13 protein-coding genes, 1 tRNA gene and 1 pseudogene are annotated in these 17989 nt (G+C 70.9%); 6 read left to right on the top strand and 9 right to left on the bottom strand.

The genetic code is table 11. The features are described 5' to 3' along the window. Positions 1–13: 13 nt before the first annotated feature. From AC0VY3_RS06175 to glmS, 3 genes are all read left to right on the top strand, one after another. Positions 14–895: a DUF4429 domain-containing protein gene (locus tag AC0VY3_RS06175; protein WP_103507825.1), complete on the top strand. Its 882-nt coding sequence runs from the start codon at positions 14–16 to the stop codon at positions 893–895. Positions 896–981: 86 nt separating this feature from the next. Then, positions 982–1257 carry a hypothetical protein gene (locus AC0VY3_RS06170; RefSeq protein ID WP_103507824.1) on the top strand — a complete coding sequence of 92 codons (276 nt, stop codon included), beginning with the start codon at positions 982–984 and terminating at the stop codon, positions 1255–1257. Between the two features lie 75 nt (positions 1258–1332). Beyond that, complete coding sequence (gene glmS, locus AC0VY3_RS06165; RefSeq protein ID WP_475549144.1) at positions 1333–3162, top strand: glutamine--fructose-6-phosphate transaminase (isomerizing); 1830 nt, start codon at positions 1333–1335, stop codon at positions 3160–3162. 153 nt (positions 3163–3315) lie between these two features. Here the strand turns inward: glmS and AC0VY3_RS06160 are convergent, their stop codons facing one another. Beyond that, complete coding sequence (locus AC0VY3_RS06160; RefSeq protein ID WP_103507822.1) at positions 3316–3837, bottom strand: universal stress protein; 522 nt, start codon at positions 3835–3837, stop codon at positions 3316–3318. A gap of 1039 nt (positions 3838–4876) precedes the next feature. Here AC0VY3_RS06160 and AC0VY3_RS06155 point away from each other — a divergent pair. The 3 genes from AC0VY3_RS06155 to AC0VY3_RS06145 all read left to right on the top strand — a co-directional run bounded on the left by AC0VY3_RS06155 (position 4877) and on the right by AC0VY3_RS06145 (position 6903). Continuing rightward, positions 4877–6094 carry a helix-turn-helix domain-containing protein gene (locus AC0VY3_RS06155; RefSeq protein WP_103507821.1) on the top strand — a complete coding sequence of 406 codons (1218 nt, stop codon included), beginning with the start codon at positions 4877–4879 and terminating at the stop codon, positions 6092–6094. Positions 6095–6104: 10 nt separating this feature from the next. Further along, positions 6105–6710, top strand: a complete 606-nt coding sequence (orn, locus tag AC0VY3_RS06150) for an oligoribonuclease (protein WP_030085331.1) — start codon at positions 6105–6107, stop codon at positions 6708–6710. A gap of 120 nt (positions 6711–6830) precedes the next feature. Next, positions 6831–6903, top strand: a tRNA-His gene (locus AC0VY3_RS06145). A gap of 97 nt (positions 6904–7000) precedes the next feature. Here the strand turns inward: AC0VY3_RS06145 and AC0VY3_RS06140 are convergent. The 8 genes and pseudogenes from AC0VY3_RS06140 to AC0VY3_RS06105 form a co-directional block, all read right to left on the bottom strand. Further along, positions 7001–7235, bottom strand: a pseudogene (locus AC0VY3_RS06140) (lytic polysaccharide monooxygenase); the annotation flags it as partial. Positions 7236–7369: 134 nt separating this feature from the next. Then, complete coding sequence (locus AC0VY3_RS06135; RefSeq protein WP_475551646.1) at positions 7370–9457, bottom strand: TerD family protein; 2088 nt, start codon at positions 9455–9457, stop codon at positions 7370–7372. 197 nt (positions 9458–9654) lie between these two features. Further along, a complete protein-coding gene (locus AC0VY3_RS06130) occupies positions 9655–10692 on the bottom strand; it encodes a LacI family DNA-binding transcriptional regulator (protein WP_242741948.1) in 1038 nt (345 codons plus the stop codon). A 167-nt stretch (positions 10693–10859) separates the two neighbouring features. After that, positions 10860–12329, bottom strand: coding sequence for a GH1 family beta-glucosidase (locus tag AC0VY3_RS06125; protein ID WP_103507819.1), 1470 nt, complete (start codon positions 12327–12329; stop codon positions 10860–10862). Between the two features lie 69 nt (positions 12330–12398). Beyond that, the gene (locus AC0VY3_RS06120) at positions 12399–13319 is read right to left on the bottom strand and encodes a carbohydrate ABC transporter permease (RefSeq protein ID WP_103507818.1); all 921 of its coding nucleotides are present in this window, start codon (positions 13317–13319) and stop codon (positions 12399–12401) included. 14 nt (positions 13320–13333) lie between these two features. Next, entirely contained in the window at positions 13334–14332 is a 999-nt protein-coding gene (locus AC0VY3_RS06115) for a carbohydrate ABC transporter permease (protein ID WP_103507817.1), read from the bottom strand. Positions 14333–14483: 151 nt separating this feature from the next. Next, positions 14484–15806, bottom strand: a complete 1323-nt coding sequence (locus AC0VY3_RS06110; RefSeq protein ID WP_103507816.1) for an ABC transporter substrate-binding protein — start codon at positions 15804–15806, stop codon at positions 14484–14486. Positions 15807–16494: 688 nt separating this feature from the next. Beyond that, the gene (locus tag AC0VY3_RS06105; protein ID WP_475549143.1) at positions 16495–17970 is read right to left on the bottom strand and encodes a glycoside hydrolase family 18 protein; all 1476 of its coding nucleotides are present in this window, start codon (positions 17968–17970) and stop codon (positions 16495–16497) included. Positions 17971–17989: the final 19 nt, after the last annotated feature.

The following is a 17989-nucleotide window of genomic DNA, read 5'->3' as shown; positions in this document are numbered from 1 at the left end:
CAGAATCGCGGCCATGGCGGAAATCATCCAGCGGGACGGAACGTGGACGTTCGACGGCGACACCGTGCGCATCGTGCCGGGAGGAAAGGCGCACCCGGTCCGGCAGGCGCTGGGTGAGACGGCCGTGCCCCTGGAGGCGGTGGCGGGCATCTCCTTCGAGCCGGACCGCAAGGGCGGGCGGCTGCGGCTGCGGCTGCGCGGCGGCGCCTGCCCGGTGCTGCGGGCCGCCGACGGGCGGCTCAAGGACGGCGCCGACCCGTACGCCCTGACCGTGGAGAAGGACCGCACGGGGGTCGCGGAGTACTTCGTCGACGAGGTCCGCAACGCGCTGCTGATCGAGCAGGTGCCGGACGGACCCGTGGACCGCTTCCTGCTGCCCGGCCCCACCCTGCCGGTCTCCGGCGGGGGCGGCGACGGCACGGCCTCCTTCGACGGCGAGACCGTCCGGCTGACCTGGAACTGGAAGGCCGAGGAGTCCAAGACCTCGGCCGGTCCGACGTCCTTCCCGCTGTCACGGATCGCGGGCGTGCGCTGGCTGCCCTCGATCGGGCTGGAGAACGGCTACCTGCGCTTCGAGCCGGCGGAGGGCCCCTCCTCCGCGCCGCCGAAGTACGACACGTACTCCCTGGACCTGTGGGGGATCTCGAAGAAGGAGTACACCGCGGTGGTGGTCGCGGCGGCGGTCCTGATGCGGCTGCCCGGGGCCCGTGCGGTGCCGGCCGCCCCGGAGGCGCCCCCGGCCCTGACCGAGGCGGCCGGGCCCGCCGCCCCGGCCGCGAGCGACCACGACGCGCTGCTGCGGCGGCTGCGGGAGCTGGGCGAGCTGCACCGGGCCGGGGTCCTCACCGACGAGGAGTTCAGCACCGCGAAGCAGGCCGTTCTGCGCAGCATGTGAGGCGATCCGAGGGCTTTTACCGACTCCCCTGCCCGATATCGGGCAGATTTCTTGCATAAGCGCGCCCCGGCAAGCAATATCGACGGGTGCTTGAACGCCGCTCGTCGCACGACGACCTCATCGACCACCTCGTACGCTCCACCGCGCTCCAGCGCGGTGAGGCGGCCCGGGTGATCCTCGACGTGCTGGCGTACTTCGACGAGAGCACCGACGACTTCGTCCGCCGCCGCCACCGCGAACTGCAGTCCGGCGGCATGGTCAACACGGAGATCTTCGAGCGGATCGCGGCCGAGCTGCCGCACCGCGCCGTGGCGCCGCCGGAGCTCTCGCTCCGCCAGCTGCGCCGCATCGTCTACGGCTGAGCGGGCCGGGCGCCCGTGCGCGGGGCGCCGCAACGCATGCAGATACGTGTACGTCGATGGAGGGGCAGAGAATCCATGTGCGGGATCGTCGGATACATCGGAAAGCGTGACGTCGCTCCGCTGCTGCTGGAAGGGCTGCAGCGGCTGGAGTACCGGGGCTACGACTCCGCGGGCATCGTCATCACGAACAAGGCCGCGGCGGGCAAGCCGGGCACGCTGAAGGTGGTCAAGGCCAAGGGCCGGGTCCGCGAGCTGGAGGCCAAGGTCCCCAAGCGGTTCGCCGGCACCACCGGCATCGCGCACACCCGCTGGGCCACCCACGGCGCCCCGAGCGACGAGAACGCCCACCCGCACCTGGACGCGGGGAACAAGGTCGCCGTCGTCCACAACGGGATCATCGACAACGCCTCCGAGCTGCGCGCCAAGCTCATCGCCGACGGCATCGTCTTCCTCTCGGAGACCGACACCGAGGTGCTGACCCACCTGATCTCCCGCGCCCAGGCCGAGACGCTGGAGGAGAAGGTCCGCGAGGCGCTGCGCCACGTCGAGGGCACCTACGGCATCGCCGTGCTGCACGCCGACTTCAACGACCGCATCGTGGTCGCCCGCAACGGCTCCCCGGTCGTCCTCGGCATCGGCGAGAAGGAGATGTTCGTCGCCTCCGACGTCGCCGCCCTGGTCGCCCACACCCGCCAGGTCGTCACGCTGGACGACGGCGAGATGGCCACTCTGAAGGCCGACGACTTCCGTACGTACACCACGGAGGGCTCGACCACGACGGCCACGCCGACCACCGTGGAGTGGGAGGCCGAGTCGTACGACATGGGCGGCCACGACACGTACATGCACAAGGAGATCTCGGAGCAGGCCGACGCCGTGGACCGGGTGCTGCGCGGCCGGATCGACGACCGGTTCTCCACCGTGCACCTGGGCGGCCTCAACCTGGACGCGCGGGAGGCGCGCGGGGTGCGCCGGATCAAGATCCTCGGCTGCGGCACCTCGTACCACGCGGGCCAGATCGGCGCCCAGCTGATCGAGGAGCTCGCCCGGATCCCCGCCGACGCCGAGCCGGCCTCCGAGTTCCGCTACCGCAACCCGGTCGTGGACCCCGACACCCTGTACGTGGCGGTCTCCCAGTCGGGCGAGACGTACGACGTGCTGGCCGCCGTCCAGGAGCTGAAGCGCAAGGGCGCCCGGGTCCTCGGCGTGGTCAACGTGGTCGGCTCCGCGATCGCCCGCGAGGCCGACGGCGGTACGTACGTCCACGCGGGCCCGGAGGTCTGTGTGGTCTCCACCAAGTGCTTCACCAACACCGTGGTCGCCTTCGCGCTGCTCGCGCTGCACCTGGGCCGGATCCGTGACCTGTCGGTCGCGGACGGCAAGCGGATCATCGACGGACTGCGCCGGCTGCCGGAGCAGATCAGCGAGATCCTGGCGGGCGAGGACGAGATCAAGCGGCTCGCGGCGGAGTACGCGGACGCCAAGTCGATGATGTTCATCGGCCGGGTGCGCGGCTACCCGGTGGCCCGTGAGGCCTCGCTGAAGCTGAAGGAGGTCTCGTACATCCACGCCGAGGCCTACCCCGCCTCCGAGCTGAAGCACGGCCCGCTCGCGCTGATCGAGCCCGCGATGCCGACCGTGGCGATCGTGCCGGACGACGATCTGCTGGAGAAGAACCGCGCCGCGATGGAGGAGATCAAGGCCCGCAGCGGCCGCATCCTCGCCGTCGCCCACCAGGTGCAGGAGAAGGCCGACCACACCATCGTCGTGCCGAAGAACGAGAACGAGCTGGACCCGATCCTCCTGGGCATCCCGCTCCAGCTGTTCGCGTACCACACGGCCCTCGCGATGGGCCGCGACATCGACAAGCCGCGCAACCTGGCGAAGTCCGTGACGGTCGAGTAGACGGCGGCGCACAGACGTTGGGCCCCGTACCGTCACGAAGACGGTGCGGGGCCCAACGCGTGCCGCCGCAGGGCTTTCTGGCGGCCACTCAGGTCGCTCGGGTGTCGTGCGGGTCGTGCGGGTCGTGCGGGTCGTGCGGGTCGTGCGGGTCGCTCAGGGGATGACGATGACGGGGCGTTGCGCTCGGCGGGCGAGGCGGCCGGCCACCGATCCGAAGATCCGGCCGACGATGCCGTGCGTGGAGCCCACGACGATGGCGTCGGCGGCGTACTCCCGGCCGACCTCCTCCAGCTCGTGGCAGATGTCGCCGCCGCGCTCGACCAGCACCCAGGGCACCTCGGAGAGATAGTCCGCGCAGGCCAGCTCCAGGCCGAGGACCTCGGTGCGGTGATCGGGGACGTCGACGAAGACGGGGGGCTCGCAGCCCGCCCAGACCGTGGTCGGCAGCCGGTTGGCGACATGGACGATGATCAGGCCGGAGCCGGAGCGTCCGGCCATGCCGATGGCGTAGGCGAGAGCCCGCTCGCTCGACATGGAGCCGTCGAAACCGACCACGACTCCGTGCCGGAAGGCGGGATCGCACGCATGGCGTGCTTCTTCGACCGTCCGCGGCTCCGACCCGGGGTCGGCTACCGGCTTGCGGTCTTTGGGTTCAGGGATTTCGTGACCGGCCATCGGTGTCTCGGCGAAGAGAGTCCTCGTGAGGAGGGAACGGTTTCGAGAGGTGCATCAGCAGGTGGTGAAGCTCTGTCCGGGAATCATCTTCCCAACCCCATACCCCCAAGGGTACGGCGTCATACCTCCACCGCCCAGACCCCCGCAAAAGCGTGCGCGACGCTGCACGGAGCATGCCCGAGGCTGTCCGGGATGGCAATGCCGGATGTGTCGTACACGGGCCTCGGAGGAGTGGAACACCGTCGGCCGTCCTGTTTCTCACGACGGCCTCAGGCCCCCCGCCGTACCGCCCTCCGGCACCCGCACCCGGTCCCCGTTGGCCACGCCGCCGCCGGCCCATCGCCCCGAGAAGTGACTCCGCTTCGCCGTCGCAGCGACCTCCGTACGGAACGAGCCCGGCGGTGGCGCCCGGAGCGGCATGCGGACCGGCGGGCGACACGCTCCGGAGGCCTCCGCCGGACACCCGTCCGCCCCCGCGGTTCTCGTGTTTCACAGCACATCGGTCGATGGTCCGGTCCCGTACGACCTCGGCCCCGGCCACACCGCGACGGTCCGCCGCGCCCTCCCCCGGGCAGCCCGAACCCGCCACGGTTCACCGGGATCGGGGAGCGCACCGGCGCGGCCTCCACAGGCCGGTTGTGCGCCCGGCGTGACCGGATACAGCACACACAACCGATGGTTTTCAGCCAACTTCGCCCGGGGGCCGGACCCTTCGCCGTATGGCCGGACACCCCACCGCCCACCAGGCAGGAACGGACCGCGCGGTACGCTTTCACCCGACGCGGACGGGCCACGTTGTCGAAGGGCACTTCCCTGTGCGCTTCGCAGGTGGAACGCTTCGTGATCGAACGCTTCACGCCACGTTTCCTTATCGACATTGAGCTGGTGGGGGAAGGTGTCACGGCGGGACCACGCGACGCAGTAGATTCGATCTTGGAAATCGGAGACTGGGGACACGTGCGACACCGAGGGGAAACGTGCAGGAGCGACAGGCCCGTAAGGACCAGGGAGACGCGAACACCGAGGGGGGCTTAGCGTCATGAGCCAGGACTCCGCCGCCGCGACGGAGGCCGCACGCAAGCTGACCGGGCGGCGACGCCGGGAAGTCGTTGCCGTGCTGCTGTTCAGCGGCGGCCCTATCTTCGAGAGCTCCATCCCGCTCTCCGTTTTCGGAATCGATCGGCAGGACGCGGGAGTTCCCCGCTACCGCCTGCTGGTCTGCGGTGGCGAGGAAGGACCGTTGCGCACGACCGGTGGGCTCGAACTCACCGCGCCGTACGGCCTGGAGGCGATCAGCAGAGCAGGCACCGTGGTGGTGCCCGCCTGGCGGTCGATCACCTCGCCGCCGCCCGCCGAGGCACTGGACGCGCTGCGGCGCGCCCACGAGGAGGGCGCCCGCATCGTCGGTCTGTGCACGGGAGCCTTCGTGCTCGCGGCCGCCGGCCTGCTGGACGGCCGGCCGGCCACCACACACTGGATGTACGCACCGACGCTGGCCAAGCGCTATCCGTCGGTGCACGTCGATCCGCGCGAGCTGTTCGTGGACGACGGCGATGTACTCACCTCCGCCGGAACGGCGGCGGGTATCGATCTCTGCCTCCATATAGTCCGCACCGACCACGGCACGGAAGCCGCCGGGGCACTCGCCCGCCGGCTCGTCGTGCCGCCGCGGCGCAGTGGCGGGCAGGAGCGCTACCTGGACAGGTCTTTACCGGAGGAGATCGGGTCCGACCCGCTCGCCGAGGTCGTGGCCTGGGCGCTGGAGCATCTGCACGAGCAGTTCGACGTGGAGACGCTCGCGGCGCGCGCCTACATGAGCAGGCGGACCTTCGACCGCAGGTTCCGCTCGCTCACCGGCAGCGCACCGCTCCAGTGGCTGATCACCCAGCGGGTGCTTCAGGCACAGAGGCTGCTGGAGACCTCCGACTACTCGGTCGACGAGGTCGCCGGCCGCTGCGGCTTCCGCTCACCGGTCGCGCTGCGCGGACACTTCCGCCGCCAGCTCGGCTCCTCCCCCGCCGCGTACCGGGCCGCCTACCGGGCCCGTCGTCCGCAAGGGGTGGCGGAGAGCGCCGCGACGGTGGTCGAGACGATGGTGCCCAGCCAGGGGCCGCCGTCCGGACGCCGGGGCACGCCCATGTCCTCCGCACCCGTCGCCGTGGCGGCGTCGGTGGGGCCCGGGGAGCACTCCCTGCCGGGTCCTGACGCGTACGTTCCCGGTCGCCCGGCCCTGCCGGGACAGCGGAGTGCCCCGTAGGGTGGGGCTCATGAACGACCGCATGGTGTGGATCGACTGCGAGATGACCGGGCTCTCGTTGGCGGACGACGCACTCATCGAGGTGGCCGCCCTGGTCACCGACTCGGAGCTGAACGTGCTCGGCGAAGGGGTGGACATCGTGATCCGCCCGCCGGACGCGGCCCTGGAGACCATGCCCGAGGTGGTGCGGCAGATGCACACCGCCTCGGGCCTGCTCGACGAGCTGGCCGGGGGCACCACCCTGGCGGACGCCGAGGAGCGGGTCCTGGCCTACGTCCGCGAGCATGTGAAGGAGCCCGGCAAGGCCCCGCTCTGCGGAAACTCGGTCGGTACCGACCGCGGGTTCCTGGCGCGGGACATGCGGGATCTGGAGAGCTACCTCCACTACCGGATCGTGGATGTGTCCTCCGTCAAGGAGCTGGCCCGGCGCTGGTATCCCCGGGCGTATTTCAACAGCCCGGACAAGAACGGCAACCACCGGGCGCTGGCGGACATCCGTGACTCCATCACGGAGCTCCGCTACTACCGGGAGGCGGTCTTCGTGCCGCAGCCCGGCCCGGACTCCGAGCGCGCCAAGGAGATCGCGGCGCGTCTGGCGGCTCCGGCCGCACCGTAGGAACCCGCTGGTCACGAGCGCGGACGCGCCCGTGGACCGGCCCCGGGAAACGGGGGCGCGAGCACCCTCCCGGACCCTGTACACTTTTTCTCGGCCGGTCGGAAACGACCGGGCGACATGGTGGGTATAGCTCAGCTGGCAGAGCACCTGGTTGTGGTCCAGGATGTCGCGGGTTCAAGTCCCGTTACTCACCCTGAAGGAAGGGCCCCGGTCTTCGGACCGGGGCCCTTCCGCGTACGCGCTCTCCCGCTCAGACGGTCAGACGGTCAGACGGTCAGACGGTCAGACGGTCAGAACGTGACGTCGGAGCAGGTAGAAGGCGTTGCCGGTGTCCGCGACGGTCCAGACGACGAGTATCAGGTGCTTGCCCGACTTCTGCGGCAGTGTGCCGGCGTGCGTGACGGTGGAGCCGGGCCGGCGGCCGGCGAAGGGCACGGTCAGGAAGGGCTGCGGTTCCAGGTCCGCCCGGGTGAGGGGCTTCGCCGGGTCGTAGCCGTCCTTGGTGACGTAGTACCGGAAGCCGGTCGGCGACGGCCCGTCGCGGTTGGTCCAGACCAAGACCGAGGCCAGGCGGGCCGGAATCATGGTCATGTCCATACCGATGAAGACGGCGGCGAAAGGCCCCGAACGGCCGCCGTCCGGCCGTCCGGGGCCCCGGGTCAGACCGCCGGCGCCTCCACCTGGGCGACGACCTGGGCGTGGAAGCGGTCCACGGCCTCGTCGACACTGCGGATGAAGCCGGTCTCGGCGCTGCCCCGGCCGTTGCCCATTCCCTTGAACAAGGAGAGCCGGAAGCCGGTGATCTGCGCCCCGTCCTTCGGGAGGAGGTCGGCGGGCTCCGGGCGCAGCCGCTCCAGCGTGCCGCGGGGGCCGGGGCCCTGGCCGTCGACGAGCGTCTCGATGTGCAGGTCGGCGGGGGCCTCGGTGAGCCGCCGGACCAGCCGCTTCGCCCGAGTGAGGGGGTAGCCCGTCTCCTCGGCGGGCACCTCGATGGACGTACGGAGCTTGGCGGTGCGCAGATCGGCGGTGATGGCAAGGACGCCGGGCGTGCCCTCGATGCGGATCTCGGCGTTCAGCCTGCCCTGCTCGCAGAGGTGGTCGGCCAGCTCGGCACGGCGGGCGCCCGGGTCGGAGCCGCGCCGGGCGCGCTGGACCGGCAGGACCTTCTGCCCCAGCTCACCGCCCAGCCGCAGACACACCTGCCGGACCAGCCGCTCCCAGTTCTCGATGACCTCCAGGGCCCGGGCATCGCCCTGGCACAGGGTCTCCTCGTCGATGCCCCGGCGGACGGGCACCCAGGCCGCGCCCATGTTCTGGAAGCCGTGGCAGCCGGAGTTCTCGTGCTGGAGGTACAGCAGCAGCTCCTGGAGCAGCCAGGCGTGCGCGGCGTTGCCGACCCCCTCGTGACGGATCAGCATCTGCGCCTGGTGCACGACCTCCGCCCAGGACAGATGCCAGAGCGCCACCTTGTGCTTGCGCCGCCGGTCGATCCGCACGTCGACGAGCGGGCTGCCTTCGAGTGCGACGTCGTTGGACAGGGTGATCACGGCCTCGTAGCCGCGCCGGGCGGCGATGTCCATGTACGCCTGCACCTGGTCGGGCTTGAGCGCGTTCCCGTTGGTCTTGGTCTCGACGAGCGCGGTCCACAGCTTGCCCGCCCGCTCGACCCGGACCACCCCGTCCGGGCGGCGCGGCGACTCCCCGTGCGGCAGGGTCACCTCGGTGTACGTCTCCATCCGGCCCGCCGGGGCGCCGAATCCGGCGGTGAGCCGGCGGCCGAACTCCGGCACCTGGGCCATCACGGACAGCACGACGGAGGTGGCCCGCGTCTCGCGCTCACGGTCGCTCTTGAGCGCCGACACGGGGAACAGCCGGGCGGACCGCCACGACTCGTTGTCGGCGAGGCTCTTCTTGGCCGTACGGGGAAGGGTGACCTTCTTCTTCGCCGTACGCGGGCGGCGAGCGGGCTTCGGTACGGGCGCGGGGTCGGCGGGCCCCGGCACGGCGGGAGCCTGCGGCGCGACGGAAGCCTGTGGTGCGGCCGGGGCCGCGGCCGGGGTCGTCGCCCTGATGCCCCGGCTCTGGGCGGGAACCACCGCGGGCGGCTCCGGCGCGTCCGGTCCGGTCGTGGCCGGCGGCTGCGGCGCGAACGCTTCCACCTCCGGTCCCGCTTCCTCCTCCGGTCCCGCTCCCGGCGACTCCTCCGCCGCGTCGTCGTCGATGTCGACGCCGTAATCGGTGGCCAGCCCGGCCAGCCCCGAGGCGTAGCCCTGGCCGACGGCGCGGAACTTCCACTCCCCCGAGCGCCGGTAGAGCTCGCCGAAGATCACCGCGCTGACCTCGTCGGCCCCCTCCACGGCGAACCGGACCAGGCCGTCGCCCGCGCTGTCCGCGAGGGTGAGGCGGAGGTCGTCCAGTTCACCGAAGCGGGAGCCGGCGTAGCGGCTGGCGGCGACGACCACCTTCTCGATCTCCTGCGGAACGGCGTCCAGATCGAAGCTGATCCGGTCCTCGCTGCCGTCCGCCGTGGGCGTCTTGCCGAGCAGCTGAACGCTTCCGTTGCCGGCCACGGGGTTGTTGTAGAAGCAGAAGTCGACGTCGCTGCGGACCTTGCCGTCGCCGTCGAGCAGAAGTACCGAGACATCGGCGTCGCCCTCGCCCGTGGCGCTGCTCCACCCCAGGCTGACCACGACGGAGCCGACGTCCTCGCTCAGCGTCGCAAGACCGACGTTGGCGCCCTTGACCATCTCGTGCACGAGGCCCCCCAGATGCACAGCCGCCTGGAACGCACTCCGGCAGCCCGCTGTGTGACGTGTGTGGTGCGTCACACATTCGCCGTACTCCGCGAACATTAGCCGCCGGAGCCGGGGAGCGTGAAGAACTCGTGAAATCCGGAGGTCAAGCCACCGTGAAGACGATCAGGGAGGACAGTCCCGGAGGACGGTCACGACGAGTCGCGGACCACCAGTTCCGTGGGCAGCACCACCGAAGGGCGCTCGTCGCCCGGCGCGCGGCCCGCGATCTCGTCCAGGAGGAGCTGGGTCATACGGCGGCCCATCTCCTCGATGGGCTGGCGGACGCTGGTGAGGGGCGGGTGCATATGGCGGGCGACCACCGAGTCGTCGAAGCCGATCAGCGCCACGTCCTCGGGGATACGGCGGTCCGCCTCGCGCAGGACCTGGCGGGCCCCGGCGGCCATCACGTCGGAGGCGACGAAGACCGCGTCCAGATCGGGGCGGCGGGCCAGGAGGTCGCGCATCGCCCGCGCGCCGCCCTCCTCGGTGAAGTCGGCGGGGGCGATGAGGCGTTCGTCGGGGGCCAGGCCGGCGGCGGAGAGGGCCGCGCGGTAGCCGTCCAAGCGGCGCTGGGCGCCGTAGACCTCCAGGCGGCCGGTGATCGTGGCGACCTGGCGGCGGCCCCGGGAGACCAGGTGTTCGACGGCGGCCCGCGCGCCCTCGAAGTTGTCGGAGTCGACCGAGGGCAGCGTCTCGGCCGCGTGCCGGGCGCCGCTGATCACACAGGGCATGCCCAGCTGTTCCAGGAGCTCCGGCAGCGGGTCGTCGGCGTGCACGGCGACCAGGAGGACCCCGTCGACACGGTGGGCGGTGAGGTACTGGGCGAGGCGGCGGCGCTCCCGGTCGTTGCCGACGAGGGTGAGGAGCAGCTGCATCTCGGTGTCGGCGAGGGCCGCGCCGACACCACGCACGATCGCGGAGAAGTACGGCTCGGCGAAGAAGCGGGTCTCCGGCTCGGGCACCACCAGGGCGATGGCGTCGGTGCGGTTGCCCGCCAGGGCGCGGGCGGCGCGGTTGGGGACGTATCCCAGCTCGGCCACGGCCGCCTCGACCGCCTCCCGGGTCGCGCTGCTGACCCGGGGCGAGCCGTTGATGACCCGCGAGGCGGTGCCCCGGCCGACCCCGGCCCGGGCCGCCACCTCTTCGAGCGTGGGCCGCCCGCCGCTCCGTACTCGCGCTGCCGCCATGGCTGCCTCCCCGTTCCCGGTCAATTTCTCACAGCCGTAACGTCAATCCAAGTCCTGGATCGATCACCTCGACGAGCGTACGGACAGTGTATTGGGAGCGCTCCCAAGCGGCGGAAAACGAGCTGCGGGCCGGTCGGAAGCAGCCGGCCCGCAGCTGGGTCACGAGGTCAGGCGTCCGGGGCGGCCGCCGGCGGCAGTGCGTGGCGGGCGATCACGTCGCCGTACCAGTGGGCGCTGGACTTCGGCGTACGGAGCTGGGTCGCGTAGTCGATGTACACCGCGCCGAACCGCTTCGCATAGCCGTAGCCCCACTCGAAGTTGTCCATCAGGGACCAGAGGAAGTAGCCCCGTACGTCGGCGCCGTCGGCCGCCGCCCGGCGCACCGCCTCCAGATGGCCGTGCAGATAGGCGATCCGCTCGGGGTCGTGGACCCGGCCGTCCGCGTCCGGGGCGTCGTCGAAGGCCGCGCCGTTCTCGGTGACCATCAGCGGCAGGTCCGGGTGTTCGCGCGAGACGTCCATGAGGAGGTCGTACAGGCCCTCCGGCTTGACCGACCAGTTCATCGCGGTGACCGGGCGGCCCTCGGCGAGGTGGAAGGCGACGTGCTCCGAGCCGGGCCACGGGGAGTGCGCGCTGCTGCCGTGGCCGTCGTTGCGGGTGTCGCCGGCGCCGTCGGCGGGTGTGGAGACGATGGTGGGCGTGTAGTAGTTGACGCCCAGCACGTCGATCGGGTGGGCGATCGCGGCCAGGTCGCCCTCCTGGATCAACTCGGTCCAGTTCACCAGGCGTTCGGTGTCGGCCAGCAGGTCTTCCGGGTACGCGCCCTTCAGCATCGGACCGGTGAAGATGCGGTTGCCCACCGCGTCGATCCGGCGCGCGGCGTCCGCGTCCGCCTCGCTGTCGGTCAGCGGGCGCACCTGGTGGAGGTTGAGGGTGACCGAGGTCTGCGCGGCAGCGGGGAGGTTCGCGCGCAGCGCCTCGGCCGCCCGGCCGTGGGCGAGGTTGAGGTGGTGGGCGGCGCGCAGCGCGGCGGCCGGTTCGGTGCGGCCGGGGGCGTGGACCCCGGAGCCGTAACCGAGGAAGGCCGAGCACCAGGGCTCGTTCAGCGTGGTCCACATCGAGACCCGGTCGCCGAGTGCGCGGGCCATGATGGCCGCGTAGTCCGCGAACCGTTCGGCCGTCGCGCGCTCGGGCCAGCCGCCCGCGTCCTCCAACTCCTGGGGCAGGTCCCAGTGGTAGAGCGTGGCGACGGGCTTGATGCCGGCCGCCAGCAGCTCGTCGACGAGCGAGCGGTAGAAGTCGAGGCCGCGTTCCACGGCGGGGCCGCGGCCGGTGGGCTGGACGCGGGACCAGGAGATGGAGAAGCGGTACGCCTGGAGGCCGAGGCGCTTCATCAGGGCGACGTCGTCGCGGTAGCGGTGGAAGTGGTCGGCGGCCACGTCCCCGGTGTCGCCGTTCAGGACCCTGCCGGGCGTGTGGCTGAAGGTGTCCCAGATGGAGGGGGTGCGGCCCCGCTCGGTGGCCGCGCCCTCCACCTGGTAAGCGGCGGTTGCGGCGCCCCAGAGGAAGCCGGTCGGGAAGGGGGCCGTGGCGGCGGGCGCCTGCTGCGGGACCGTGTCGGGTCGGACGGCTGTCATGCGGGAGCGCTCCCTGAGAAGTGAGGGGTGAAGGAAGAAGGGGGCAAGCAAGGGGGAAGCAGGGGGCGGTCAGCCCTTGACGGCGCCGGACATGATCCCGCCGACGATCTTCTTGCCGAAGACCACGAACACCACCAGCAGCGGCAGCGTGCTGATCAGCGCGCCCGCCATCACGATGGACTGGTCGGGGGTGTACGAGGCGCTGAGCTGGCCGAGGGCCACCTGAAGGGTCGGGTTCTGCTGGTTGAGGGCGAGGTAGGGCCAGAAGAAGTCGTTCCACGCCTGGACGAAGGTCAGCATCCCGAGCACCATCATCGCGGGGCGCGCCACCGGCAGCACCACGCTCACCACGATGCGGAAGTTGTTCGCGCCGTCGATCTTGGCCGCCTCGATCAGCTCGTACGGCAGCGCCTCGATCAGGTACTGGCGCATGAAGAACACGCCGAACGCGCTGACCAGCGTCGGGAAGATCACCGATTCGAGCTGCCCGCCCCAGCCGAGGCCGGACATCATCATGAAGAGCGGCACGACGCTGAGCTGCGGCGGGATGGTGAGGGTGGCGATGACGGCGGTCATCAGCCAACCGCGGCCCCGGAAACGCATCTTGGCGAAGGCGTAGCCGGCGAGCGTGCAGAAGAAGAGCGTCGCGAGGGTGATCGAGGACGAGACGATGACGCTGTTGAGGATCGCCTTGCCGAGGTTGGCCTGCTCCCAGGCGGTCTGGACGTTCTCGATCAGCTTGCCGCCCGGGAGGAACGGCGGGGTGGAGGCGAGGACTTCGTCCTGGGTGCGGGAGGCCGCGACCAGGGTCCAGTAGAGCGGCAGGAGCGAGCCGAAGCCGACGACGGCGAGCGCGACGTACGCGAACGGTCCGCCCTTCAGCTGCTGGCCGGCGCCCATCCGGAAGCGGCTCGGGCGCTTCGGGGCGCGGTTCTCCGGGGCCGGTGCGAGCTTCACGGGGGCGGGGTGCGTGGGGCTGGTCATGGTCATGGATGCGCTCCCGGTCAGACCGCGGACTTGCGGACGAATCGGCCGATGAACCAGTTGGCCGCGGCGATGATCAGCAGGAGGGCGAGCATCGCCCAGGCGACGGCGGCGGCCGGTCCGAGATGTCCGAGGTTCCAGCCGTAGTTGTAGAGGTAGATGCTGAGCGTCTCGTACTGGTTCTCGTTGCCGCCGGTGGCGCCCAGCGCGCCGCCCTCCAGCAGCAGCGGTTCGCCGAACAGCTGCATGGAGCCGATGGTGGAGATGACGATGGTGAACAGGATCGTCGGCCGCAGCGAGGGAATGGTGACCTTGCGGAACTGCTGCCAGCGTGAGGCGCCGTCCAACGAGGCCGCTTCGTAGAGGTCGTTGGGGACCGCCTGCATCGCCGCCAGGTAGATCAGCGCGTTGTAGCCGGTCCAGCGCCAGATCACGATGATCGAGATGGCGAGCTTCGACGTCCAGTGCCCGTTCGCCCAGTTGACCGGGTCGAAGCCGACGAGACCCAGGGTCCAGTTGAGCAGGCCGCCGTCCGCCCGGAAGACCAGCGCGAAGACGAGAGCGGCGGAGGCGACCGAGGTCGCGTACGGGGTGAGGATGATCGTGCGCCAGAACGTGCTGGCCCGCAGGCGGTAGTTGAGGAGATGGGCGAGGCCGAGCGCCATCAGGAGCTGCGGGACGGTGGAGATGACGCCGATCAGGAAGGTGTTGCTGACCGAGGTCCAGAACTCGGGGTCGTGCAGGATCTTGTCGAAGTTCTCCCAGCCCACCCACTCCATCGAGTCCAGACCGGTCATCGAGACCCGGTGCAGGGCGATCCAGCCGGTGTAGAGGAGCGGGTAGAGCCCGAAGGCGCCGAAGACGAGGAAGAACGGCGCTATGTACGCGTACGGCGACGCCTTGTCGTCGAACCGCCACAGCCTGCTGCGCCACAACTGCCGCCGCTCGCTGGGGGGTTCCTTCTTCGGTTCGCGGGGCGCTTTCGCGTACGCATCCCGGGTGGAGGTCGAGGTTGCCACGGGCGGGGAGTCCTTCCCTGGGTGCGCCGACGGACGGCCGGGGCGGCTGAAGAGGCGGCTGGAGGGGCGACGGGAGGTGGGCGGGCGGCCGGGGCGGGCGGGTGCCGCCCGCCCCGGCGCTCCGACCGGCTGGGTCCGGTCGGGTGTCAGGTCAGCCGATGGCCTTGTCGATCGTCCGCACGGCCGCGTCCCAGGCCTTGTCCGGGCTGGTGCCGCGCTGCTCCATGTTGTTGATCTGGGTGGAGATGGAGTCCTTGATCACGCCGTCCTTCGGGCCGAGGACCGCCTCGGGGATGGACTTCGCACCGTCGGCGTAGATCTGGCCGATGGGGGCGTTGTTGAAGTACGGCAGGGTCGCGTTCTTCACGTCGGGCAGCTCGTAGGCGCCCTGGTTGGACGGGAAGACGCCGATCGCCTTGAAGACGGCGGCCTGCTGCTCGGGGGCGGTCAGCCACGCGACGAGCTTGGAGGCCTCGGCGACGTTCTTCCCGGACTTGGGAACGGCGAGGAAGGAGCCGCCCCAGTTGGCGGAGGTGTTGCCGGGGGCGCTGGTGATGTCCCACTTGCCCTTGTTGGCGTCACCGGCGTACGTGGAGATCTGGCCGGCCATCCAGGCGGGGCAGACCACGGTGGCGACGGTGCTCTTGCGCAGGGCCGCCTGCCACTGGTCCTCGAACTGGGCCAGGCCCTGCGTCAGCTTCTTGGACGCGGCCTCGGCGGCGAGGTTCCAGCCCTTCTTGACGCTGGCGCTCGTGTCGTAGATCGGCTTGCCGCTCGCGTCGTAGTACTGCTCGGGACTGGAGCTGACGACGGCGTTGAACATGGCGCTCGCGGAGTCCATGAAGTACGTGCCGGCGGGGGCCTTCTTCTTGTACTGCTCGCCGAGCGCGAGGAAGTCCTCCCAGCCGCCCTCGGTCAGCTTCGCGACCTCGGCACGGTCGGTGGGCAGCCCGGCCTTCTCGAACAGCTCGCGGTTGTAACAGAGCGACATGGGGCCGATGTCGGTGCCCGCGCCGATGACCGAGCCGTTGGGGGCGGTGGCCTGCTTCGCCTTCCACGACACCCACTCGTCCACGCCGATCGACTTGGAGAGGTCGACGAAGGAGTCCGCCTTGGTGTCGACGATCTCCTTGATCCGGCCGACCTCGATGCCCTGGACGTCGGCGAGGCCGCTGCCGGAGTTCAGCTGCTGGAGGAGCTTGGGGTAGTAGTTCTTCTCCTCGGCGGTGGTGTCCTCCTTGACCGTGATCTTCGGGTTCAGCTCGTGGTACTTCTCGAAGAGCCCGGCCTCCTTGTACCCGAACTGCCCGAAGTCGGCGACGGTCAGGGTGATGTTCCCGTCCGCGTCGGCTCCCTTGTCCGAGTCGGACGAGCCACCGCATCCGGTGAGCAGGAGGGCCGTGACCGTGAGGCCCGTGGTGGCCACGAGGGCGGTTCTGTGGCGTCGACCGGCAACGCTGCGGGTGATGCGCATTCCACTGCTCCTTGTTCCGGGGATCCGGCAATGGCGCATGGGAGCGCTCCCATGCATCGTTGCCGGAAGGTTGCTGCCTCAAGGGGGTGGGTGTCAAGAGTTGAAGACGATTCCGTTGCCGAGGGATGTCCGGCGCGTCACGGAGGGGCCGTTGGGCCACCCTCCCGTCGGAAGGTGAACGAGGGCCTGGCCGGTCCGAATGCGGCGCCGGGGCACTTCCCCCCTGCCAATTCCCCCTTATGCACCTTTTGATCATCCCGGTCGCCGACACCGGTCCCGGTGAGTGAGGCGGGATGGGCGTCCCGCGTGACCATCCCGAACCGGCCCTCTTCTTCTGCCTCGCGGCCGGCTACCTCGTCGGCAGACTCCGCGTCGGCCCGATCACGCTCGGAGGCATCTGTGGCGCCCTGATCGGCGCCCGGGGCGGACTGAACCGGCTTCGGCGCGAAGCTCGGCGCGGTCATGAAGAACGACGCCACCGACCGGGACGCCCCTCGTGCACGAGCCGGCGGACTCCTCGATCGGCGACAACCAGTGGCGGGCGGGTGATTCCAGCCCGTCCGGCGTTTGAGGGCATCTTTTCGGGCGCGGGTGCCGGGCGTGGGGACGCGCCCCGGCCGGAGGTGGGGTGGGGTCCGGCCGGGGCGCGCGGTGGGGGGCTCGATGGTTCGGGGTGGGGGCGTGCGGGCTACCGGTAGGCCGCGAACGCCTTCGTGAAGGCGAGCGGCTCCTGGTCGATCGAGCTGCAGGTGGCGTCGGCCGCCGGCTTGGGGCCGCCGGGGCAGGCCTCGTCCCGGGTGCCGGACCACATCGCGAGGCGGCCGATGCCCTTCTGTCCGGCGAACTTCACCAGCTGGCCCGCGTCCTCGACGGTGAAGATCTCGGTGACGACGTCGTTGACACCGATCATCGGGGTGACCGCGACGGTCTGCCACGCGGCGGCGTCCGAGAGGCCGAGGACGCCCTTGAGCTGGGCCTGGGTGGCGGTGGCCGCCTGGATCGCGTACGCACCCATGTCGTCGCTGTAGGCGGGCCCGTAGTCCATCGCCATGATGTTGACCCCGTCGACCCGGACGCCGTTCTTCTTCGCGTCGGCCAGCAGGTCCACGCCCGGCTGGGTCAGACCCTCGGGCATGACGGGCAGTGTGAAGGCGACATCGAGGTCCGGGTACTTCTTCTGGAGCTGGGCGATGGCCTGGGAGCGGCGGGTGTTGGCGGCCGTGTCGGGCAGGGCGGCGCCCTCGATGTCGAAGTCGACCTTGGTGAGGCCGTAGGCGTCGACGACCGTGCCGTACGCGGCGGCGAGATCCTCGGCGGAGGAGCAGTTGAGGGCCAGTTCGGCGCCGGCCGCGCCGCCGAAGGAGACCCGGACGTCACCGCCCTTGTCCCGCAACGCGCCTATCTGGGAGGCCACTTGGTCGTCACCGAGACCGGTGACACCGCCCCAGAGCGGGGCGCAGCCTCCGCCGGAGGTGATGAAGGCGAGGTGGAACTCCTTCACACCGGTCTTCGTCGCGGTGTCCAGGAGGTCGTAGGCGGGATGGAGGGACGTGTCGACGTACGGGGCGAACCGGGCGCCGGTTTCCCCACCGCCACCGGGGCGGCCGGTGGCGGTGGGGGTCGGCGTGGGGGGGCTGGTGGGGGCGGTGGCGGAGGGGGTGGCCGTCGGCGTGGGGGCCGTGGTCGGGGTGTCCGTGGGGCGGCCGCTGGGGGTGGGGGTCGCGCCGCCGTCCACGGAGCAGGCCGCGTCGTTGATCAGGCAGCCGGCCGGGTCGCCCGCGGTGCCGGAGGCGGAGGTGACGAAGCCGACGGTGACGGACTTGCCGGGGGCGAGTTCCTTGTCCCAGCTCGCGGGCTTCACGGTGACCTGCCCGTCCTTCACCGTGTGCTCGCCGTTCCAGAGCGAGCCGATGCTCGTGCCCGCCGGGAGGTCGAACTCCAGCGTCCAGTCGGTGAGGGGCTTGTCGGTCTCGTTGGTGACGACGTACTGGCCGGTGTAGCCGCCGTTCCAGTCGCTGGTACGGGTGTAGGCGGCGCCGATCGCGGCGGCCTGCGCCGTGCCGGTCAGCGCGAGGACCGTGCCGCCGATGACGGCGGCGGCCACGATCGCGCCGATCACCCCGGTGTGGGTGGTCGTCGTGCGACGGTGCGTACGGGAAGCCATCAACGTGCCCTGCCTGCCT

This window comes from Streptomyces sp. iso_384 (assembly GCF_056172905.1).
Note: the sequence above shows the minus strand (reverse complement) of the source record. Positions and strands in the feature narration are given on the sequence as shown.